This is a genomic window from Citrobacter sp. RHBSTW-00599 (assembly GCF_013784065.1).
Taxonomy (GTDB): Bacteria; Pseudomonadota; Gammaproteobacteria; order Enterobacterales; family Enterobacteriaceae; genus Citrobacter; species Citrobacter braakii.
In genome coordinates, this window is the sequence record NZ_CP056717.1 from 2,958,256 (window position 1) to 2,979,648 (window position 21,393).

General features: G+C 55.3%; 20 protein-coding genes. 9 read left to right on the forward strand and 11 right to left on the reverse strand.

Annotation, left to right across the window (positions count from 1 at the left end):
• Positions 1-328 precede the first annotated feature (328 nt).
• The 5 genes from astE to HV243_RS14605 are packed head-to-tail and all read right to left on the reverse strand — an operon-like array spanning position 329 to position 6,353.
• Positions 329-1,294 (reverse strand): succinylglutamate desuccinylase, encoded by a 966-nt coding sequence (astE, locus tag HV243_RS14585; protein WP_047358615.1) that lies wholly within the window; start codon positions 1,292-1,294, stop codon positions 329-331.
• Complete coding sequence (gene astB / locus HV243_RS14590) at positions 1,287-2,630, reverse strand: N-succinylarginine dihydrolase (protein ID WP_053389171.1); 1,344 nt, start codon at positions 2,628-2,630, stop codon at positions 1,287-1,289. The genes astE and astB overlap by 8 nt, the downstream gene beginning before the upstream one ends.
• Positions 2,627-4,105: a succinylglutamate-semialdehyde dehydrogenase gene (gene astD, locus HV243_RS14595; protein WP_131350570.1), complete on the reverse strand. Its 1,479-nt coding sequence runs from the start codon at positions 4,103-4,105 to the stop codon at positions 2,627-2,629. The genes astB and astD overlap by 4 nt, the downstream gene beginning before the upstream one ends.
• Positions 4,102-5,136, reverse strand: a complete 1,035-nt coding sequence (gene astA / locus HV243_RS14600) for an arginine N-succinyltransferase (protein WP_016152846.1) — start codon at positions 5,134-5,136, stop codon at positions 4,102-4,104. The genes astD and astA overlap by 4 nt, the downstream gene beginning before the upstream one ends.
• Positions 5,133-6,353 carry an aspartate aminotransferase family protein gene (locus HV243_RS14605; RefSeq protein ID WP_047358612.1) on the reverse strand — a complete coding sequence of 407 codons (1,221 nt, stop codon included), beginning with the start codon at positions 6,351-6,353 and terminating at the stop codon, positions 5,133-5,135. The genes astA and HV243_RS14605 overlap by 4 nt, the downstream gene beginning before the upstream one ends.
• Before the next feature lie 444 nt (positions 6,354-6,797).
• Here HV243_RS14605 and xthA point away from each other — a divergent pair, with 444 nt between their 5' ends.
• The 7 genes from xthA to HV243_RS14640 all read left to right on the forward strand — a co-directional run bounded on the left by xthA (position 6,798) and on the right by HV243_RS14640 (position 13,927).
• Positions 6,798-7,604, forward strand: coding sequence for an exodeoxyribonuclease III (gene xthA, locus HV243_RS14610; protein WP_016156323.1), 807 nt, complete (start codon positions 6,798-6,800; stop codon positions 7,602-7,604).
• Between the two features lie 223 nt (positions 7,605-7,827).
• Positions 7,828-8,484, forward strand: coding sequence for a TVP38/TMEM64 family protein (locus HV243_RS14615; RefSeq protein WP_181603842.1), 657 nt, complete (start codon positions 7,828-7,830; stop codon positions 8,482-8,484).
• Positions 8,481-9,191 carry a TVP38/TMEM64 family protein gene (locus tag HV243_RS14620; RefSeq protein ID WP_053389173.1) on the forward strand — a complete coding sequence of 237 codons (711 nt, stop codon included), beginning with the start codon at positions 8,481-8,483 and terminating at the stop codon, positions 9,189-9,191. The genes HV243_RS14615 and HV243_RS14620 overlap by 4 nt, the downstream gene beginning before the upstream one ends.
• A gap of 32 nt (positions 9,192-9,223) precedes the next feature.
• The gene (locus HV243_RS14625) at positions 9,224-10,393 is read left to right on the forward strand and encodes an ABC transporter substrate-binding protein (RefSeq protein WP_053389174.1); all 1,170 of its coding nucleotides are present in this window, start codon (positions 9,224-9,226) and stop codon (positions 10,391-10,393) included.
• On the forward strand, positions 10,366-11,901 hold the full coding sequence (locus HV243_RS14630; RefSeq protein ID WP_053389175.1) for a thiamine ABC transporter permease: 1,536 nt from the start codon (positions 10,366-10,368) through the stop codon (positions 11,899-11,901). The genes HV243_RS14625 and HV243_RS14630 overlap by 28 nt, the downstream gene beginning before the upstream one ends.
• Positions 11,901-12,533 (forward strand): ATP-binding cassette domain-containing protein, encoded by a 633-nt coding sequence (locus HV243_RS14635; protein WP_047498882.1) that lies wholly within the window; start codon positions 11,901-11,903, stop codon positions 12,531-12,533. The genes HV243_RS14630 and HV243_RS14635 overlap by 1 nt, the downstream gene beginning before the upstream one ends.
• A gap of 86 nt (positions 12,534-12,619) precedes the next feature.
• Positions 12,620-13,927, forward strand: a complete 1,308-nt coding sequence (locus HV243_RS14640) for a sulfurtransferase (RefSeq protein WP_053389188.1) — start codon at positions 12,620-12,622, stop codon at positions 13,925-13,927.
• Between the two features lie 100 nt (positions 13,928-14,027).
• Here the strand turns inward: HV243_RS14640 and HV243_RS14645 are convergent, their stop codons facing one another.
• Together HV243_RS14645 and HV243_RS14650 are read right to left on the reverse strand one after the other, a co-directional pair.
• Positions 14,028-14,651 (reverse strand): CDP-alcohol phosphatidyltransferase family protein, encoded by a 624-nt coding sequence (locus HV243_RS14645; protein ID WP_047358607.1) that lies wholly within the window; start codon positions 14,649-14,651, stop codon positions 14,028-14,030.
• Complete coding sequence (locus HV243_RS14650; protein ID WP_016156315.1) at positions 14,644-15,213, reverse strand: carboxymuconolactone decarboxylase family protein; 570 nt, start codon at positions 15,211-15,213, stop codon at positions 14,644-14,646. The genes HV243_RS14645 and HV243_RS14650 overlap by 8 nt, the downstream gene beginning before the upstream one ends.
• A gap of 79 nt (positions 15,214-15,292) precedes the next feature.
• On the opposite strand from HV243_RS14650, the gene HV243_RS14655 reads away from it, so the two are divergent.
• Positions 15,293-15,706, forward strand: a complete 414-nt coding sequence (locus tag HV243_RS14655; RefSeq protein WP_047358605.1) for a pyrimidine (deoxy)nucleoside triphosphate diphosphatase — start codon at positions 15,293-15,295, stop codon at positions 15,704-15,706.
• On the opposite strand, the gene HV243_RS14660 is transcribed toward HV243_RS14655, so the two are convergent.
• Positions 15,666-15,941 carry a YnjH family protein gene (locus HV243_RS14660; RefSeq protein WP_047358604.1) on the reverse strand — a complete coding sequence of 92 codons (276 nt, stop codon included), beginning with the start codon at positions 15,939-15,941 and terminating at the stop codon, positions 15,666-15,668. The genes HV243_RS14655 and HV243_RS14660 overlap by 41 nt on opposite strands.
• A 237-nt stretch (positions 15,942-16,178) precedes the next feature.
• On the opposite strand from HV243_RS14660, the gene gdhA reads away from it, so the two are divergent.
• Positions 16,179-17,522 carry an NADP-specific glutamate dehydrogenase gene (gene gdhA / locus HV243_RS14665; RefSeq protein WP_053389176.1) on the forward strand — a complete coding sequence of 448 codons (1,344 nt, stop codon included), beginning with the start codon at positions 16,179-16,181 and terminating at the stop codon, positions 17,520-17,522.
• A 63-nt stretch (positions 17,523-17,585) separates the two neighbouring features.
• Here gdhA and topB read toward each other — a convergent pair whose 3' ends face one another.
• From topB to HV243_RS14680, 3 genes are all read right to left on the reverse strand, one after another.
• Positions 17,586-19,532, reverse strand: coding sequence for a DNA topoisomerase III (gene topB / locus HV243_RS14670; RefSeq protein WP_019076618.1), 1,947 nt, complete (start codon positions 19,530-19,532; stop codon positions 17,586-17,588).
• A gap of 4 nt (positions 19,533-19,536) precedes the next feature.
• Positions 19,537-20,580 carry a selenide, water dikinase SelD gene (gene selD / locus HV243_RS14675; RefSeq protein ID WP_053389177.1) on the reverse strand — a complete coding sequence of 348 codons (1,044 nt, stop codon included), beginning with the start codon at positions 20,578-20,580 and terminating at the stop codon, positions 19,537-19,539.
• Between the two features lie 116 nt (positions 20,581-20,696).
• Entirely contained in the window at positions 20,697-21,248 is a 552-nt protein-coding gene (locus tag HV243_RS14680) for an NAD(P)H nitroreductase (RefSeq protein WP_053389178.1), read from the reverse strand.
• Positions 21,249-21,393 lie beyond the last annotated feature (145 nt).

The following is a 21,393-nucleotide window of genomic DNA, read 5'->3' on the forward strand; positions in this document are numbered from 1 at the left end:
TTATTTTTACGACACTCATGCGACTCTTATGCAATGTGATGTCGTGTTGACGAGATTAACTTTACCGGCTTAAGCGTCAATTAATCAGAGCAACGGTAAAACAATGAAAGTGTAAAAAACAAACTTTCATCAATTATGGAGAAAAAAAGAATAAATTGCGCAGAGTTGCAATAAAAAATTACAACGGGATGATTTTGAAGGGATTATGAAGAACTATACCTCATCCCTGATTATTAAGAAAGCAATTCACCAGGAATAATCCGTAATAAATAAAAACAGCACGTAAAAATAAGCCCTTAGGGATAAACCAAAAGGGCATATATATTTGTCACAATTTTTCGAGCATCAATCCGGCACGTAAACCACAGGCCACGTTTGGATTTGGAAAGAGAACGTATTCAACATCATGGGTGACGGTAAAACGTTCATCACCGTCCTGCGCCAGCAAGGTGCCCTCTGTAAAAGGGGTAAAGTTGAGCGTCTGGTTATCCATGTGAAGAATGAAATCGTCGCTACGCCGCGTGATTTGCGACACCACGCGGTAACGCAGCGGAGATGTTTCTCCCAGTGACATTCGCTCGCCCTTTAGCAGCTTCGCCAGCGCATCTGCCGTCTGCGCAAACTGAGTCAGATCGTTTTGTCCAAACGGCAGCGCTTTACCCAGTTCCAGCGTGCAGGCCAGCGCGCCAAAATGTTCAGCGCTAAAATGGGTGAACGTGCCGCCAGGTGTCTGATGGAAAACCAGCGCCTCCAGCCCTGCCTCTCCCAGCCATCCCAAAAAATCTTCGTCCCAGGCAACGTTGCGTTGTGGCAACACGCCAAAGCGCAGATGCTGCGAGCCGCGAATCGCGGTGTGCAGATCCAGATGCCAGCGTACTGGCTCTTTCGCCCGCGAATAAAAATCCTCCAGACACAGCTCAAGCTGATGGGCTCGGTGCGTTTCTTCACTCGCGGCAAAAATCTGCCAACGGCCGCCAAACATACGGTTCAGGTCGCTATGACAATAACGTTGTCCCGCCGCCAGCGCCTGCGGGTTCCCCAGAATCACCAGCAGCCGCCATGTCAGCGTTAGTTCACCGCTAAACAGCCTGGAGAGAATTGAATCAAGTATCTCTACCGGGGCCGTTTCATTACCGTGGATCCCCGCAGACAGCACCAGCGAATATTCCGCCGGAGTGTCCGGCGTCAGCTCCAGAATTCCGTGACCAATCCACTGCCAGGAAAAGCCGCGAGCTGTGCCCTCGGTTGTCTCGGGGGTTATCCCTGCCAGCGTCTGGGCCAGAAAATTATCCATGGCGGGTCCTCTCCTGCTGGAAGGGATACACAGAGCCGAGGTTGAGCAATTGCGTCAACGTATCCAGCGCTTCACGCCCCTCACGTAACAGCTGCGGGTCGGCAAGGTCGGCGGCGGTAAGACGATCGCGATAGTAACGGTCGACCCAATTATTCAGCGTGTTAAACAGCGTATCGTTCATGATAACCGCCGGATTTACGGCCTGCAGCTCCTGTGGCGTAAGCACCACTCTCAGGCGCAGACATGCCGGACCGCCGCCGTTGGACATACTTTCACGCAGATCGAATACCTGCAGGTCATCGATCGGATTGTCTTCCTCGAGCAGACGGTTCAAATACCGCCACACGCCCGCATGCTCCCGACACTCCTGCGGCAGGACCAGCATCATCGAACCGTCATCACGGCTCAGTAACTGGCTGTTAAACAGATAGGTAGTCACCGCATCCTGCACCGACACTTCCGCAGCCGGGACTTCCAGCGGGGTAAAACCTGCCACCTGACTGCGTAACTGCTCGAACAACGCCTGCTGTCTGACAAACGCCAGCTGATGACAAAACAGTACCTGGCGATTCGACACCGCAATCACATCGTTATGAAACACGCCAAGATCGATAACGTCCGGGTTTTGCTGGGCAAAAATGCGCTGATGCGGGTTAACCTGATTCAGTCGGGCAACCGCCTCGCTGGCCTCACGGGATTGCCTCGCCGGATAGCGCTTCGGATGGGACGCATTCCCTTCTTCACGACCGTAAACAAACAGCTGTACGCCAGGGTCGCCGTAATCCCCGCCGAGGCGGTTATGGTTTGCCGCACCTTCATCACCGAATAGTGCAACCTGGGGTAACGCACCGTGGACCGTAAACCTATTCTCATCACGGAAAATCGCCCGTAACAACGCTTCGGTGGTCGGCGCTTCCAGCGAACGGTGAAACTTATTATTCAGATTCGCCACCGTCAGATGCACTTTCCCGTCCAGCGCATCGGCTGAAGGGCAGACCGTTGCCGCATTCGCCACCCACATAGACGATGCGGAGCTGGCGCTGGAGAGCCAGTGAGGCGCCTGACGCGCCACGTTCTCCAGTATCTGTTCGTCGCGGCCGGTAAAGCCCAACTGACGCAGCACCGGAATATACGGCCGCTCATGAGGCGGGATCACCGCCTGGGGAAATCCCGCATCCGCCAGCGCTTTCATCTTTAGCAGACCCTGCTTCGCCGCCAGACGCGGGTTCGATACCTGAAAACGATGTTTGGTTGAGGCCTCATTACCAAATGACAGCCCCGCATAGTGGTGGGTCAGCCCCACCAGACCATCAAAATTTACCTCACGGGCTTTCATAGCTTATCCTCGCGAGAAAAATCCAGGCCGGGGCTAAGCGTCGTTGGCAGCGTTAGGGCCGGTGATTCCAGACTTGCCATCGGCCAGGCGCAATAATCTGCGGCATACCACGCGCTGGCGCGATGGTTCCCGGATGCGCCAACGCCGCCAAACGGCGCTGTACTCGCCGCGCCGGTTAACGGCTTATTCCAGTTGACGATCCCGGCCCGCGCCTCGAGCAGCAGTTGATCAAACTGGTTGCGATCGGGGGAAACCAACCCACACGACAATCCAAAGCGGGTGTTGTTCGCCATACGAATTGCGTCATCAAAGCTGTCATAACGCCAGACGCCAAGCAGCGGTCCAAAGACCTCTTCATCGGGTACGTTCGCCGCCCCGGTCAGTTCGATGATCCCTGGGGTGAGCAGTGACGTTCCGGCTTGCACCAGACGTGGCGCTAACAGCGTCCGGCCTCCTAACGACTCCAGACGCTGCCAGGCATCATAGACATGCCGCGCGGCCTGTTCGGAAATCAGCCCGCCAATAAATGGCTGCGGTTCTGCATCCCAGTTGCCGGGCATTAAACGCTGGCTGACGTCCACCAGACGCGTCAGGAACGCATCCCCCTGCGCGCCTTTTTTAACTAACAGGCGACGGGCGCAGGTACAACGCTGTCCGGCGGTGACAAACGCGGATTGAATAGTCAGATGCACTGCGGCATCAATATCTTCCGGGTTCTCAATAATCAGCGGGTTGTTGCCCCCCATCTCCAGAGCGAGGATTTTTTCCGGCTGGCCGGATAGCTGTCGATGCAGTTGATAACCAGTATTGGCACTACCGGTAAACAGCAGACCATCGAGATCGTCCTGCGCGCTCAGCGCCTGTCCCGTATCGCGACCGCCCTGCACCAGGTTCAGCACGCCCGGCGGCAATCCCGCCTGCTCCCACAGCTTTGTCACGGCTTCACCGGTCCACGGCGTCAGCTCGCTGGGTTTGAAAATCAATGTGTTGCCTGCCAGCAGTGCCGGAACAATATGACCATTGGGTAAATGGCCGGGGAAGTTATACGGGCCAAAAACCGCCAGCACGCCGTGCGGGCGATGGCGCAACGTCGCTGCACCATCCGGTAATTCGCTGTGCTGCTCTCCAGTACGCGCATGCCAGGCTTTCACGGAGATGGCAATTTTATTGATCATCGCCGTCAGTTCCGTAGCGGCTTCCCAACGGGGTTTGCCGGTTTCCCGGGCGATAATCTGTGTGAGTTCGGCTTTATTGCTTTCCAGCAATGAGGCAAATTTTTCAACAATGGCCTGGCGTGCGCCAAAGGGCTGTTTAGCCCAACTGGCAAAGGCTGCGCGCGCGGCCCGGCACGCCTGCGCCACCTGGGCTGCATCGGCATCATTGCCCTGCCACAGTACATCACCCCTTACGGGATTGGTTTTCACCCGACGCTCGCCCAGCCCCGTCACCCAGTCGCCGTTTATCCATAATGTCATGCTGTTTTCTCCTCTGCACAAAGACGCACAAAACGTACATGGTCGCCCGCGTGACATTTCAGGGCGTCAAGTTGCGCCGCCGTCAGTACCAGACGCTGAGTATCCGGGTCGGCACGAACCAACATGACGCGGAAGTTTTGATAATTTTCATTGGCAACCAGACAAGCAGGATAGTCGCCCGGCGCAGGCTGCCCTTCAGCCACCTCCACCAGCCTGCTCTTACGGATAGCCCGTACCCGGTCAATATCGCATTCCAGGGTCGGTCCGCCGTCGAAAATATCGACATAGTTGCGGTAGCGAAATCCTTCTTTCTCCAGCACCGCCCGCGCAGGAGCCGTTTGCGGATGCACCTGACCAATCACGCTTTGCGCTTCGTCAGACAGGAAATGGGTATAAATCGGATGCTTAGGCATCAGTTCAGCAATAAAGGCTTTTTGCCCGGTTCCGCAGAGAAAATCCGCCCGGCTGAACTCCATTGAGAAAAAACGTTTGCCGAGGCTTTGCCAAAACGGAGAGTAGCCGTGTTCATCGATCACGCCGCGCATCTCGGCCACGACCTTCTCATTGAACCGGTCACGAAAGGCCGCCATAAACATAAAGCGCGACTTCGACAACAAATAGCCGTTGCCTTCTTTACGCCAGTCCGGATCGAGAAACAGAGAACAAAGTTCGCTACTGCCCGTGTGATCGTTACTCAGAAACAGCGTCGGCAGCGCGTTATACACGTTCAGCTCTTTCGAGGCGTGCACCAGAGTACCGACCCGGTAGTTGTACCAGGGATCGTTAAGCCCCACCGCCACCTCAATGGCGCAAATCCCTGCCACGGTTCCGCTGGCGCTGTCTTCAAGCACAAACACATATCCCTGCTCACTTTTGGGCAACTCACCGCGCCAGGTTTGTAGCGAACGTTCGATACGCGCCATCAGCGTAGCTTCATTCGCCGGTAGCGAGGTCAACCCGCCGCCGGTCTTACTGGCAAGCTGCATCAGCGCCGTGATATCAGCACGTTCAATGGGACGAATCACCATCATGATGAACCTCCTGCTTTAATGCGTTCGCAGGCCAGCGCAAAGCGATCCAGTCCGGTGGCGATTTCTTCTTCGCTGACGTTTAACGCTGGCGCAAACCGCACCACATTAGCGCCAGCAATCAGCACCATCACTCCGGCAACCGCCGCTTCTTGCGAGATGAGTTTTGCTTTCCCGGCAAATTCCGCGTTCAGCACACAGCCAATCAGCAGTCCGAGTCCACGAATTTCACTAAACAGTCCAAAACGTTCGTTAATAGCGTTAATACGCTCCACAAACCAGTCGTGACGCTGTTTCACTCCGTTAAGCACTTCCGGCGTGTTAACAATTTCCAGCAGTTTTCCCGCCACCGCAGTGGCCAGCGGGTTTCCGCCGTAGGTTGTACCGTGCGTACCGACCGTCATCACACTGGCGCAACGCTCTGTCGCCAGCAGTGCGCCGATGGGAAAACCACCGCCCAGCGCTTTTGCTGTCGTCAGCAGGTCTGGCGTAACGCCGTAGTGCATGTAGGCATACAGTTCGCCGGTACGACCAACTCCGGTCTGAACTTCATCAAAAATCAACAGCGCATTATGGCGATCGCATAATTCACGCAGCCCCTGCAAAAAGGCGTTTGTTGCCGGCACTACGCCGCCTTCCCCCTGCACCGGCTCCACAATAACCGCACAGGTGTTGTCATCAATCAGTTGGCTGGCAGAGTCGAGATCGTTATACACGGCATGGCGGATATCCGGCGGCAGCGGCGCGAAGTCCTGTGAATAGGCGGGTTGTCCTCCGGCACTGACGGTAAACAGCGTGCGACCATGGAAAGCATTTTTAAACGCCACAATGCCGCTCTTCTGGCTACCAAAACGATCGTGGGCATATTTACGTGCCAGTTTTAATGCCGCTTCGTTAGCTTCTGCGCCAGAGTTACAGAAGAAAATGCGCTCGGCAAAAGTGGCATCAATCAGCTTTTTCGCCAGGCGCAGCACCGGCTCGTTGGTGTAGCCATTTCCCGTATGCCAGAATTTGCTCGCCTGGTCGTTTAATGCCTCGCGCAATGCCGGATGTGCATGACCCAGCGCGTTAACCGCAATGCCTCCCGCGAAATCGATATACTCTTTACCCTGCTGATCCCACAGACGTGAACCTTCGCCACGCACCGGAATAAAAGGGGCCGGAGCGTATACGGGCATCATCCATTCATCAAAATTTTCACGCGTAATTGACAGAGACATAGCGACCTCAACGGTAAATAAAAGGTTATTTATATGTTAATAAATATAGTGTTTGCGGTGTAAATGTAGATTGCAGGCTTCGTGCCAGCCAGCGAAAAAAGTGCATAAACGGAGGGCGGTGACGGAATATCAACGAGTTACAACCTAACGATATTCACTGTATGTGCATATAAAGTGAATATGTTTGCGTACCGGATGACTAAACAGAGGAAAAAACGCAATTTTATTCAGTCGCCAAATATAATTCTGGAATTGTGATCGTATACGAAATTTATCGGAAATTATTGCTCTATTCCGACGCGCTACGCGCCAAAACGGTGCAGTTTTTGCTCCATCGTTAACACCATTAGCAATCATTGTTGGAATCAGGTGACAAGAAGCAGTCAGCCTGCAGAAATTCTGCTACCATCCTTGCACTATTCATCTTGCAAAGTGGCAGCGACTATGAAATTTGTCTCTTTTAATATCAACGGCCTGCGTGCCCGTCCCCATCAACTGGCAGCCATTGTCGAAAAACACCAACCGGATGTTATTGGCTTACAGGAGACAAAAGTCCACGACGATATGTTCCCTCTCGAAGAGGTAGCAAAGCTGGGTTATAACGTCTTTTATCACGGTCAGAAAGGCCACTACGGCGTAGCACTATTAACGAAAGAAACGCCGATTGCGGTGCGTCGTGGCTTCCCGGGTGATGGTGAAGAAGCGCAGCGTCGTATCATCATGGCAGAAATTCCGTCGCCTCTGGGCAGCATCACGGTGATCAACGGCTATTTCCCGCAGGGCGAAAGCCGAGACCATGAAACCAAGTTCCCGGCCAAAGCCGCGTTTTATCAGAACCTACAAAACTATCTGGAGACTGAACTGAAGCGCGACAATCCGGTATTGATCATGGGCGATATGAATATCAGCCCAACCGACCTCGATATCGGTATTGGCGAAGAGAACCGTAAACGCTGGCTGCGTACCGGCAAATGTTCCTTCCTGCCAGAAGAGCGCGAGTGGATGGAGCGTCTGCTGGGCTGGGGCCTGGTAGATACCTACCGTCACGCCTGGCCTGAAAAGAACGACCAGTTCTCGTGGTTTGATTACCGCTCAAAAGGCTTTGACGATAACCGTGGCCTGCGTATCGATCTGCTGCTGGCGAGCAAACCGCTGGCGGAGCGCTGCGAAGAAACCGGCATCGACTATGAAATCCGCAGCATGGAAAAGCCGTCCGACCATGCGCCTGTATGGGCTAAATTCCGCGTCTGATCGTCTGTGTATTTTCACTCTCCGGGCCTGGCCTGGAGAGTCTGTTTATTCTGTGCAAAATCAATAAAGCCACGGTAATACATTGTTGCGGCCGGAAATTTATTATATCTTCGCGCGCACTTTTCGCTGACGAAAACGCTACATTGCACTCGGTTTTACAGGAGAACCCCCATGAAAAAGAAGTTCGCATAACGCAGAATACCGGCTGCTAATTGTTGCGGTATTGTTCTGCGTTCTGGCGGGAGTTTTCCATCATTACGGTCTGACCGATCTGATCACCAATTTCCATCATTTACAAGATGTCATCCGCCAAAGCGGCCTGTTCGGCTATACCCTTTATATCCTGTTGTTTATAGTTGCCGCGCTGTGTCTGATCCCTGGCAGCATCCTGGTGATCGTCGGCGGTGTGCTGTTTGGCCCGGTGACAGGGACGCTTATCTCGTTAGTGGCGGCAACCATGGCTTCGGCGCTGTCGTTTATGCTGGCTCGCTGGCTTGGCCGGGAATTACTGCTGAAATACGTTGGCCACACGGCAGCGTTTCAGGCTATCGAAAAAGGCATTGCCCATAGCGGAGTAGACTTTCTGATCCTGACCCGGCTCGTGCCACTGTTCCCCTATAACATTCAAAACTATGCCTATGGGCTGACGGCCATTCCGTTCTGGTCATTTACCGTGATATCTGCGCTAACCACCTTGCCCGGCATCTTTATCTATACGCTGATGTCGCACGAACTGGCCAGCGAAGGGATTAGCTGGGCATTTATCGGTAAGCTCAGCGTTGCGGGGCTGGCGCTATTCGTCCTCGTTCAGGCCGCCAAAGCCTGGGCCCGGCATAAACATGTCGATCCGGCGCCCGGTCACGAGTACGCGGGTAAATGATCAAGATGAATAAAGCGCGGCGGACACGCTATTACCGTATTAGCTTGCTTGCCCTGCTGCTGCTCGCCCTGATGGCGTGGGCGTGGATACCTGGCGTGAGTGATTTTCTTCACGTCAGTCTGGCGGCATTTACCACGCTCGATCAGCATGCTCTTGAGAACTTCATTCGTTCTTACGGAACCCTGGCGGCGGTCGTGTCGTTCTTCCTGATGATCTTACAGGCCATCGTCGCGCCGCTTCCCGCCTTTGTGATCACCTTTGCCAATGCCTCGCTGTTTGGCGCATTTTGGGGCAGCGTTCTGTCCTGGAGCAGCGCGATGGCAGGCGCGGCGCTGTGCTTTTTTATTGCCCGCGTTTTAGGTCGCAGCGCGGTGGAAAAACTGACCGGAAAAACGGTGCTGAACAACATGGACACTTTTTTCGAGCGCTATGGCAAGCACACAATTCTTGTCTGTCGCCTGTTACCTTTTGTGCCGTTCGACCCGGTAAGCTACGCAGCAGGCCTGACCTCGATTCGTTTTCGCCATTTCTTCATCGCCACCGGCATCGGTCAGTTACCGGCCACTATCGTCTATTCATGGGCTGGTAGCCTGTTAACCGGCGGCACATTTTGGTTTGTTACCGGCCTGTTCATCCTGTTCGCTCTGAGCGTGGTGATTGCCGTGGCCAGAAGCCTTTATCTTGAGCATCAACGGAAAAAGACCTGAGTCTTTCCCCCATTTTTAGCAAGGGAGATATTATGCGTTACTGCTTATTGTGCCTGAGTTTGCTGCTCTCTCCGCTGGCGGCTTTCGCCGAGGACGCCAGTTGGCAGCAAATCAAAAATGACGCCCGCGGTCAGACGGTGTGGTTCAACGCCTGGGGTGGCGACAACGCAGTTAACCAGTATCTCGACTGGGTTAGCGGCGAGATGAAAACGCACTATGCCATTAACCTGAAAATCGTACGCCTGGCGGATGCCGCCGACGCCGTAAAACGTATCCAGACGGAAGCGGCATCCGGGCGAAAAACCGGTGGCTCGGTCGATTTACTGTGGGTGAACGGCGAAAATTTCCGCACGCTGAAAGAAGCCGGGCTGCTACAGACCCAGTGGGCGCAAACGCTGCCTAACTGGCGCTATGTTGATACCCAGAAACCGGTGAACGAAGACTTTTCCATTCCAACGGAGGGGGCTGAATCACCGTGGGGCGGCGCACAGCTTACCTTTATTGCCAGGCACGATCTCACCGCGCAGCCGCCGCAATCCCCGCAGGCACTGCTTGAGTTTGCCCAAGCGCACCCTGGCACAGTGACCTATCCGCGTCCGCCAGACTTTACCGGAACGGCTTTTCTTGAGCAGTTGTTAATTTCGCTCACCAACAAGCCGCAGGCGCTGAAAATAGCGCCCAATGCGTCCACATTCGCCGACGTTACCGCTCCATTGTGGCATTACCTTGATGCTTTGCATCCTGCCCTGTGGCGCGAAGGTAAAGATTTTCCGCCCACGCCCGCGCGAATGGATGCGCTGCTCAACGGTGGCACCCTGCGTTTATCAATGACCTTTAATCCTGCCCACGCGCAGCAAAAAGTGGCCAGCGGTGAATTACCCAAAAGCAGCTATAGTTTTGGTTTCTCACAGGGCATGCTCGGCAACGTGCATTTTGTCACCATTCCAGCGAATGCGCGTGCCAGCGCCGGAGCGAAAGTCGTGGCAAATTTCCTGCTTTCACCCGAAGCGCAGCTGCGTAAAGCCGACCCGTCAGTCTGGGGAGATCCTTCGGTGCTTGATCCACAAAAATTGCCTGTCGACCAGCGTAATGCGCTGCTGGCGCGGATCCCACAAGGGCTCCCTGCCATGCTACCAGAACCGCATGCTGCATGGGTAAACGCTCTGGAACAAGAATGGCTACGCCGCTACGGTACACATTAATTCTGCTACTCTGGGCCATCATGGCGGGCGTTTATCTGCCGCTGGCGCCAGCGGCTTTTTCTCTGATAACGCCGGCGCTGAGCACCAGACACTGGCTGGCGCTATTTAGCGATCCTCAACTCCCGCAGGCGTTACTGGCAACGCTGGTTTCCGTAAGCCTAGCGGCTGGTGGCGCGCTGATCATCGCCCTGCTGGCGATCCTCGCCTTATGGCCCGGCGCAGGCTGGGCGCGTCTGTGCACGCGTCTTCCGTGGCTGCTGGCGATTCCACATGTTGCCTTCGCCACCAGCGTGCTGCTGGTTTTTGCCGAAGGCGGCATGCTCTGGCAATGGCTCCCGTTTCTCAGCTCCCAGCCTGACCGCTACGGCATTGGGCTTGGCGTGACGCTGGCGGTAAAAGAGAGTGCCTTTTTGTTATGGATCCTCTCAGCTCTGCTGAGTGAAAAACAGCTTTCGCAGCAGGTTATCGTCCTGGATTCGCTGGGTTACAGCCGACTGCAATGCCTGAACTGGCTGGTTCTGCCCTCTCTCGCCCCCGCGTTAGGCAAAGCCATGCTGGCGATTGTCGCCTGGTCGCTCTCGGTAGTGGATGTAGCAATCGTCCTTGGTCCCGGAAACCCACCAACGCTTGCCGTGTTGAGCTGGCAATGGCTCAGTCAGGGCGATGCCGAGCAACAGGCTAAAGGAGCACTCGCCAGCCTGCTGCTGGTACTGCTGCTACTCATCATCGCGCTGGCGGGGTATCTGCTCTGGCGCGCCTGGCAACGCACTATTCCCGCAGTAAACGGGGAACGCCTGCGTTTTTCATCCTGTACAATCGGCCGTTCGCTGGTACAACTTTTGCCCTTTGGCGGTGTGGTGTGCGCGCTGGTTCTGGCGCTGATCGCCAGCTATTCGTCGCTAAATAGTGAGGCGCTCTGCACTAGCCTGCAACTGGGGCTTATCTCCAGCGTGCTGGCGCTGCTGATACTTTTTGCCTGGCTGGAATGGGGTCCGCAAACCGGACACCGTTGGGTCTGGCTACCGCTCATTTTGCCTGCGCTGCCGCTGGTAACTGGACAGTATCTGTTGGCGTTATATGCCGGACAGGATGGGCTGATGATAACCATTGTCTGGGGACACCTGCTGTGGGTGATGCCATGGATGCTGTTTGTGCTCAAACCGGCGTGGCAACGCATTGACCCACGATTGATTTTGATTGCGCAAACGCTGGGTTGGACCCGGGGCCGCATATTCTGGCAAGTAAAATGTCCGCAGCTGGCGCGCCCGGCGCTGGTTGCCTTCGCGGTAGGGTTCTCAGTCAGTATCGCCCAGTATATGCCGACACTGTGGTTAGGCGCCGGGCGCTATCCCACGCTGACCACCGAAGCGGTGGCATTAAGCAGCGGCGGTAGCGCCGCCATTCTGGCAACCCAGGCGCTATGGCAGCTTCTGTTACCGCTTATAATTTTCGCACTGGCGGCGTTTCTTGCTGCGTGGATTGGCCGCTTTCGACAAGGACTCCGCTAATGCTCACTGTACAAGGCGTTTCGTTGTACCAGGGTACGACAGCGCTACTAAAGGACGTTAATTTCCAGGTTAATAAAAGTGACATTGTCACTATTATGGGCCCTTCCGGCAGCGGTAAGTCTTCGCTATTTTCGTGGATGATCGGGGCGTTGTCTCCTCAGTTTCAGGCGTCAGGCGAACTGTGGCTCAACGAACAGCGCGTAGACACACTGCCTACTGCGCAGCGCCAGATTGGCATTCTGTTTCAGGATGCGCTGCTGTTTGACCATTTCAGCGTTGGGCAGAATTTACTGCTGGCCTTACCCGCCAGCGTGCAAGGTCCCGCCAGACGCCATGAGGTGGAAAGCGCCCTCGCACGCGCGGGCCTGGCAGGATTTTATTCACGCGATCCGGCTTCGCTCTCCGGCGGGCAACGCTCGCGTGTCGCCCTGCTTCGCGCGCTGCTGGCGCAACCCCAGGCGCTGTTACTCGATGAACCCTTTAGCCGGCTGGATGCGTCGCTGCGCGATACCTTTCGCCAGTGGGTCTTCACCGAGGTGCGTAAACTGGGTATTCCGGTGGTCCAGGTTACCCACGATGCGCAGGACGTTCCGCCAGCAGGTCGCGTATTACAGATGGAAAACTGGGCGTGAATGTGGCGATATGCTGCGTTAACGCAAGGTTTTTACTTGACTGGCGGCACAGAATGTCGTCCTCTTTTTCAACGTCGGGCTATTCGATGAAACGTGTTTCTCAAATGACCGCGCTGGCACTGGCTTTAGGGCTCGCTTGCGCTTCTTCCTGGGCTGCTGAAACAGCACAGACGCTCACCCTCAACCAGTTACAGCAAAAGCAAGGCGCGGCGATCGATACCCGTCAGAGCGCTTTTTACAACGGCTGGCCGCAATCGCTTAATGGTCCTTCAGGACACGAGCCTTCCGCACTGAACCTGTCTGCCGCCTGGCTCGACAAGATGAATGATGAACAACTCAGCGCCTGGGTTAAAGCACATCACCTGAAAACCGACGCGCCGGTGGCATTGTATGGCAGCGATACTGACATGCAGGCCGTCAAATCCCGCCTGCAGAAAGTCGGCTTTAACGCTATCTCAACCCTCAGCGATGCGCTTACGGACCCTGCCCGCCTGCAACGTCTGCCGCACTTCGAACAGTTGGTTTACCCGCAGTGGCTGCACGACCTTCAGCAGGGTAAAGAGGTAACCGCCAAACCGGCCGGTGACTGGAAAGTGATTGAAGCCGCCTGGGGCGCGCCGAAGTTGTATCTGCTCAGCCATATCCCTGGCGCGGGCTACATTGATACCAACGAAGTCGAAAGCGAACCGCTGTGGAATAAAGTGTCCGACGCGCAGCTCAAAGCGATGCTGGCGAAACACGGCATCCGCCACGACACCACGGTGATTTTATACGGCCGCGATGTCTACGCCGCCGCGCGCGTGGCACAAATTATGCTGTATGCAGGTGTGAAAGATGTTCGTCTGCTCGACGGCGGCTGGCAGACCTGGTCTGACTCAGGTTTACCGGTCGAACGCGGTACGGCACCAACGGTGAAGCCTGAACCTGATTTCGGCGTGACGATCCCTGCCCAACCGCAGCTGATGCTGGATATGGAACAGGCTCGCGGTCTGCTGCATCGCCAGGATGCGTCTTTGGTGAGCATTCGTTCATGGCCGGAATTTATCGGTACGACCAGCGGCTATAGCTACATTAAGCCAAAAGGTGAGATCGCAGGGGCGCGTTGGGGCCATGCAGGCAGCGACTCCACCCACATGGAAGATTTCCATAATCCGGATGGCACCATGCGCAGCGCCGATGACATCGCCACCATGTGGAAGCAATGGAATATCCTGCCACAGCAACAGGTCTCATTCTATTGTGGTACCGGCTGGCGTGCTTCGGAAACGTTTATGTATGCCCGCGCAATGGGCTGGAAAAACGTCTCCGTCTACGACGGCGGCTGGTATGAGTGGAGCAGCTCTCCGAAAAACCCGATCGCCAGCGGTGAACGGGGTCCGGACGCCAGCAAGTAAGATTGTCATTTTTGCCGGATGCAGCGAGAACGCTTTACCCAGCCTACATAAACCATCGTTGTAGGCCGAATAAGCGAAGCGCATCCGGCAACGCACTACGTTACGCCTGACGCTGGACCGCTTTCAGCGTCAGATATCCGCTCCAGATCCGGGTGAACGTCGTCATCCAGCACAGCGCGCCAAAGACCCACGCCATTACGGCAAAATATTCCGGGAACAGACATCCCAACACAAACAGCAAAATCGTCTCGGTTCCTTCAGTCAGTCCGCCCAGATAATAAAACGATTTATGCGCATAACCGGGGTTATCAATCTGATGCTTTGCTGCCAGCGCGGCGAAGGCCAGAAAGCTGCTGCCGGTGCCAATAAACGCGAACAACAGCCAACCGCCTGCCAGCGCATTTTGCGCCGGCGCAGCAAGAATAAAACCAAACGGCACTAAGGCGTAAAACAGAAAATCGAGCGAGATATCGAGAAATCCTCCCGCGTCCGTTAGTCCTCTGCGCCGTGCCAGCGCCCCATCCAGCCCGTCAAACAGCCGATTGAGTACAATGGCCACCAGCGCCGCCATATACCAGCCTAACGCCAGAAATGGCAACGCCAGCACGCCAATAGCAAAACCGACCAGCGTAAGTCCGTCCGGGGTAATCGCCGGTTGATCAATGATGCCCACGCAGCGATGCAAAAGCGGTTTTAATCGCGGATGAAGATGGCGGTCAAGCATGCGGGCGTCCTTTAAAACTGTCGCACAGTCCCTGGGAGGGAATATCGAGAGCGGCATTAAAACGCGCCGAGAGATTTTGAAACGCAATCAGCGCGGTCATTTCAGTAATGGCGTCATCGGTAAAATACTGCTTCATCTGCGCTTTCAGCGCATCGTCAACCTGTGGTGGCGTTGCGGTGACCGCATCAGCATAGGCCAGCCCTACACGTTCTTCTGCGCTAAATAGCGTTGATTCTTGCCAGTTGGCAACCTGTAAGACTTTATCCAGCGCGCCGCAGCGTTCAGCCAGCCGTAAACTGTTGGCGTCAACGCAGAAAGCGCAGTGGCACACCTGAGAAACGCGAGTCATCAACAGCGCGCGCATCACCGGCGACAGGCGCGCCTTTTTACGCTCCAGAAACCCGACAAACAGCGCCACCAGCCAGAACAGGAACGGCATCCGCCCCCACCAGCGCGTGGGATGCAGCACATCGCCATAATGTTTTTTCTGCGTAGCAACGAGCGGTTGCAAACTGGAAGGGATACGCGTTAACGGTTTTACCCACGACTGAGGATCGTTCAACGGTGGCTCCTGAATACTTTAGATAAAACAAAGATAACGATAGTATGTCATTTTCTGCCGTTAGATATTGATGAATATAATGAAAACCCTCGACGTGGTCGCCGCTATCATTGAACGTGATGGCAAAATTTTACTGGCTCAACGCCCGCAGCATGCGGATCAGTCAGGTATGTGGGAGTTTGCTGGCGGTAAGGTTGAGCCGGGGGAAAGTCAGCCAGAGGCGCTGATCCGTGAACTGCGTGAAGAGTTGGGCATCGAGGCGGTCGTTGGGCGCTACATTGCCAGCCATCAACGCGAGGTTTCAGGCCGACTCATTCACTTACATGCCTGGCATGTACCGTCATATCAGGGGGAGCTGAAAGTGTATGAACATCAGGATATCGTCTGGTGTTCACCCGAAGAGGCGCTGCGTTATCCGCTGGCGCCTGCCGATATCCCGCTATTAGAAGCGTTTATCCTTTTACGCGACGCCAGACCAGCGGATTCGTGCTGATCGTTTTATCATCGCGCTGGCACTGAAGCAAAACGCCGTCCGCTTTAATCACCGCCCCTTCTGAGTAGTTTTGATCCTGATAAATACAGCACTGACTACAGGGTTGCGCCCGCTGACCGCTGGAACTGAACACTTCCGGCGGGACATTCACCTGCACGTCCGGGCGATAAAGCTGATTTGCCAGCGTCGCGCTGGACACCAGTACCAACGCTCCTGCCATGATTATACGGCGCATATTCTTTCCTTTTTGACTGACAGTTATGCTCAGTATAACGGTATAAACCGGCAGAAACTTTAGCCCTTGCCATCATCGCTTTTGGTTATGACCCACGCCGCAATATTAATTTACTTAGCGCGGTTAATTTTTTCTTGCGTCCCGTCACACTGCTGATGTTATAGTCAAAAACTGCAAAACACTTAACACAAAAATCAAAAATATAACCATATCAATACATAAGAGGTACTTATATCTATGGATCAGACACGTTCTCTGGAGTCATTCCTTAACCATGTACAAAAGCGCGACCCGAATCAGACCGAGTTCGCGCAAGCCGTTCGTGAGGTAATGACGACACTGTGGCCCTTCCTCGAGCAAAACCCGCGTTATCGTCAGATGTCGTTGCTGGAACGTCTGGTTGAACCGGAGCGCGTGATCCAGTTCCGCGTCGTCTGGCTGGACGATCGCAATCAGGTGCAGGTCAACCGCGCGTGGCGCGTGCAGTTTAGCTCCGCCATTGGCCCATACAAAGGCGGGATGCGTTTCCACCCTTCCGTGAACCTGTCGATCCTGAAATTCCTTGGCTTCGAGCAAACATTTAAAAACGCCCTCACCACGCTGCCAATGGGCGGGGGTAAAGGCGGGAGCGATTTCGATCCGAAAGGTAAAAGCGAAGGCGAAATCATGCGTTTCTGCCAGGCGCTGATGACCGAACTGTTCCGCCATTTAGGACCCGATACCGATGTTCCAGCGGGCGATATCGGCGTAGGCGGTCGTGAAGTCGGCTTTATGGCCGGGATGATGAAAAAACTGTCCAACAACAGCGCCTGTGTCTTTACCGGTAAAGGTCTCTCTTTCGGCGGCAGCCTGATTCGCCCGGAAGCTACCGGCTACGGTCTGGTGTACTTCACCGAAGCGATGCTCAAACGCCATGGCCTGGGCTTTGAAGGCATGCGCGTGGCCATCTCTGGTTCCGGTAACGTGGCGCAATTCGCCATTGAGAAAGCCATGGAGTTTGGCGCGCGAGTAGTCACCGCCTCCGACTCCAGCGGAACTGTGGTCGACGAAAGCGGATTTACCAAAGAAAAACTGGCGCGTCTGTGCGCGATCAAAGACAGCCGCGACGGCCGCGTGGCGGATTACGCCCGCGAATTTGGCCTGACCTATCTGGAAGGCCAACAGCCGTGGTCGGTTCCGGTGGATATCGCCCTGCCGTGCGCCACCCAGAACGAACTTGATGTCGATGCGGCACGTGTACTGATCGCCAACGGCGTGAAGGCTGTCGCCGAAGGGGCAAACATGCCTACCACCATCGAGGCCACCGATCTGTTCCTGGAAGCGGGTGTATTGTTCGCGCCGGGTAAAGCGGCCAACGCGGGAGGCGTAGCGACATCCGGTCTGGAAATGGCGCAGAACGCCGCACGTCTGGGCTGGAAAGCGGAGAAAGTGGATGCACGCCTGCACCACATCATGCTGGATATTCACCATGCCTGCGTCGAGTACGGCGGCGAAAGCAAGCAAACCAACTACGTACGTGGCGCCAACATCGCGGGATTCGTGAAAGTTGCCGACGCGATGTTGGGCCAGGGTGTGATTTAATTCAGATCTATTGTTCCCGTCGGCTTGATGCGGCACACATGCCTTATCCAGCCTAAGAGCGCATTACAGGCCCGCCTCTTCAGATGGCGGGCTTTTTTTCGCCGTGCGTTTACGCGGCGCGCTCTTTTTCTTGTCACCACCACTACTACCCGGTGCGGCAATACCACGGAAGCGTCGTACCGGCGTGCTGCGCGCCTGATCGATAAGTTGATACAGCGTCCCCACCAACGGCTGCATGAAATCCTGATATCGACACTGCTTTTCGCTGATTTGGGTCAGGATCGATTCCCAGTGCGCGGTCATATCCGGGCGCGTCGCCATTTCAGGCAGCGAATGAAACAGCGCTTTTCCGGCATCGGTAGAATGGATATAGCGCCCCTTCTTCACCAGGAAACCACGCTTAAACAGCAGCTCGATAATCCCGGCGCGCGTCGCTTCCGTTCCCAGTCCGTCCGTTGCGCGCAGGATCTTTTTCAGATCTTTATCCTGCACAAAGCGCGCGATTCCGGTCATCGCTGACAGCAGCGTGGCATCGGTAAAGTGCCGCGGAGGTTGGGTCTGTCGTTCAACCACTTCGCCTTTTTCGCACAGCAGTTCGTCGTCTTTTGCCACCACCGGCAGCGGCGTCCCGTCGTTATCTTCGTCGCGCTCTTTGTTGCCTAGCAGCGTACGCCATCCAGCTTCAGCCAGAAAACGGGCTTTGGCGACAAACTTACCTTTCGCGATATCCAGCTCAATAACGCACTTCCTGAATACCGCATCCGCGCAAAACTGCATCAGATATTGACGGGCAATCAGGTTGTATATCTTCGCTTCATTATCGTTCAGGTTGATGGACGAACTGCGCGCGGTTGGAATGATGGCGTGGTGGGCATCCACTTTTTTATCATCCCAACAGCGGTTTCGCGTATCGGGATTGACCGCCGGTTGCGGAAGCAGATCCGGCGCATGGACGCTAATCGCGTTCAGCACCGCGTGACGTCCGGCAAAGTGTTCTTCCGGCAGATAACGGCTATCCGAACGCGGATAGGTGATCAGTTTATGGGTTTCATACAGCTTCTGGCAGATATCCAGAACGTTTTGCGCACTTAAGCCAAAGCGTTTCGCCGCTTCAATCTGCAACGCCGACAGCGAAAACGGCAGCGGCGCGGATTCTGATTCCCGTTTATCGTTATAGCTGGTGACGATCGCCGGCTGACCGTTAATGCGATTTACCACGTGTTCAGCCAACGTGCGGTTTAGCAAGCGCCCTTCTTCATCCTGATACGGCTCACACGCTTCGCTCGGCTGCCAGATAGCGGTAAACCGCTCATCGGCGGGCGTCACGATATGCGCTTTCACCTCGAAGAAGTCTTTGGCAACGAAGTTTTCAATCTCTTCATCGCGGCGCACAACCAGTCCGAGCACCGGCGTTTGCACGCGCCCGACCGAAAGTACGCCCTGATAGCCCGCGTTACGCCCCAGAATGGTATAAGCGCGCGTCATGTTGATACCGTACAGCCAGTCCGCCCGCGCTCGCGCCAGTGCCGACACGCAAAGGGGGATGAACTCACTGTTGGCGCGCAGACGCTCAATCGCCCGCTCGACGGCCTGCGGGTTGAGGTCGTTAATCAGGCAGCGTTGCACCTGCTGGCGCTTTTCAGGGGCCAGTTGCAGGTAATCCAGCACTTCATCCACCAGCAGCTGTCCTTCACGATCGGGGTCACCTGCGTGAATGACTTCACTGGCCTCATGCAAAAATCGCTTAATAACGTTGAGCTGTTTGGTCACCGAGGGACGCGGCTGCAGTTGCCACTTTTCCGGGACAATCGGCAGATCAACCAGACTCCAGCGAGCATAACGACTGTCGTAGGCATCTGGCTGCGCCTGCTCAAGCAGGTGACCAATACACCAGGTCACCACTTGCCCGTTTCCGCATTCGATAAAACCGTCACCTTTGCGATGCGGCTTCGGCAGCACATCGGCGATAGCGCGCGCCAGACTCGGTTTTTCGGCAATAAACAACCGCATCGAGTTAACGGATCTCAACCATGGCGCGACCGCCACGAGCTTCCACTAACTCACCAATGGCGGTGAGGTCGATGCCAAACTGCGCCGCTGCCGCTTTAACTTCGGCTTCAGCTTCCGGCGTTACCGCTAACAGCAGACCACCGGAAGTTTGCGGATCGCAGAGCAGATCGCGAACCGACTGCGGCATTTCCCCCATCAGGTGTCCGTAGCTGGCAAAGTTACGCTGGGTACCGCCCGGCACCGCGCCCTGCGCGATGTATTCTTCAACACCTGGCAGCTTAGGAATTGCCTGGTAGACGATCTGCGCCTGAACGCCGGCCCCCTGACACATCTCGCTCAGATGCCCCAGCAGCCCAAAACCGGTAACGTCGGTCATGGCTTTCACGCCGTCGATATCGGCAAATGCCGCCCCGGCAATGTTCATCCGGCACATCACTTCCGTCGCCAGCCCTTTGTGCTCGTCCTTCAGCAGCGATTTTTTCTCTGCGGTGGTCAGGACACCAATACCCAGAGGCTTGGTCAAAAACAGCTTGCATCCCGCCTCGGCGGTGCTGTTTTTCTTCACGCGTTCAGTTGGAACAACGCCGGTTACCGCAAGACCAAAGATAGGCTCAGGGGCATCGATAGAGTGCCCCCCCGCCAGCGCGATACCCGCCTGACGGCAGGCAAAGCGTCCGCCTTCGGTTACTTCGCGGGCGATTTCCGGCGCCAGCTTATCAAGCGGCCAACCCAGGATAGCAATTGCCATAATCGGTTTGCCGCCCATGGCGAAAATATCGCTGATGGCGTTGGTGGCGGCGATGCGGCCAAAATCAAACGGATTATCGACAATCGGCATAAAGAAATCGGTGGTGCTGATTACGCTGGTGCCGTTCCCCAGATCGTATACAGCCGCGTCGTCGCGGGTCTCATTACCCACCAGTAAGTTTGGATCAATAAACTTCGCCTGCTCGCTGTGCAGGATGGTTTCCAGCACTTTCGGGGAAATTTTACAACCACAACCGGCTCCGTGGCTGTATTGCGTTAAACGAATAGCTTGCTCGCTCATGGACATCTCCTGTCATTGCAATCCGGATATGGTAGCGCTCATTCCATGATGTGGTAAGAGTGACTGTCTGAATTCGGGTGCCTTTGCTCATAATCCAGACAGTTTTGCCGTTGATATCAGAAATAACGGACGAATGCGCTCGGATCGGCAAGGGTAATCGTCGTGGATGCTTTCAACTGTGGTGTGCCCAGATAGAGAAAACCGACGATTTTATCTTGTGGGCGACAGTCAAACGCTTCGCGGACGACCTCACTTTCGGTTAATGCGCCACTGCGCCAGATACCGCCAAAGCCCTGGGCAATGGCAGCCATCTGCATGGCCATCACCGCACAACCGGCAGACATTTCCTGTTCCCATAGCGGAACCTTGTCGTTTGCTTCACATTTCGCCACCACGGTAATAATCAGCGGTGCGCGAAACGGCGCGCTGCGCGCTTTTTCCTGGGCCTTCTCATCGCTGCCAGATGCAATAGCGCCTTTTTCAAGCACGGCGGCAAAGCGTTCACGCCCTTCGCCCTCAATGACAAAGAATTGCCACGGTTGCAGCGTTTTGTGGTCTGGCGCGCGCAATCCCGCACGCAGAATATTTTGCAGTTGTTCTCCTGCCGGGGCCGGTTCGACGAGACGAGAGGCGCTACGACGGGTCATAAGTAATTCGAGTGCATCCATTTGCTTAACTCCAACAATGAAATTTGTTCACAAAATTAACACGTGAGCGGATTTTGTTACAGCACAGGCGGTGATTCCTGCTGACAAGTGCCTGTCGGGTCATTACGATAGCCTCATCTTATCGCCTTTCTCCGGGATTTCGGGG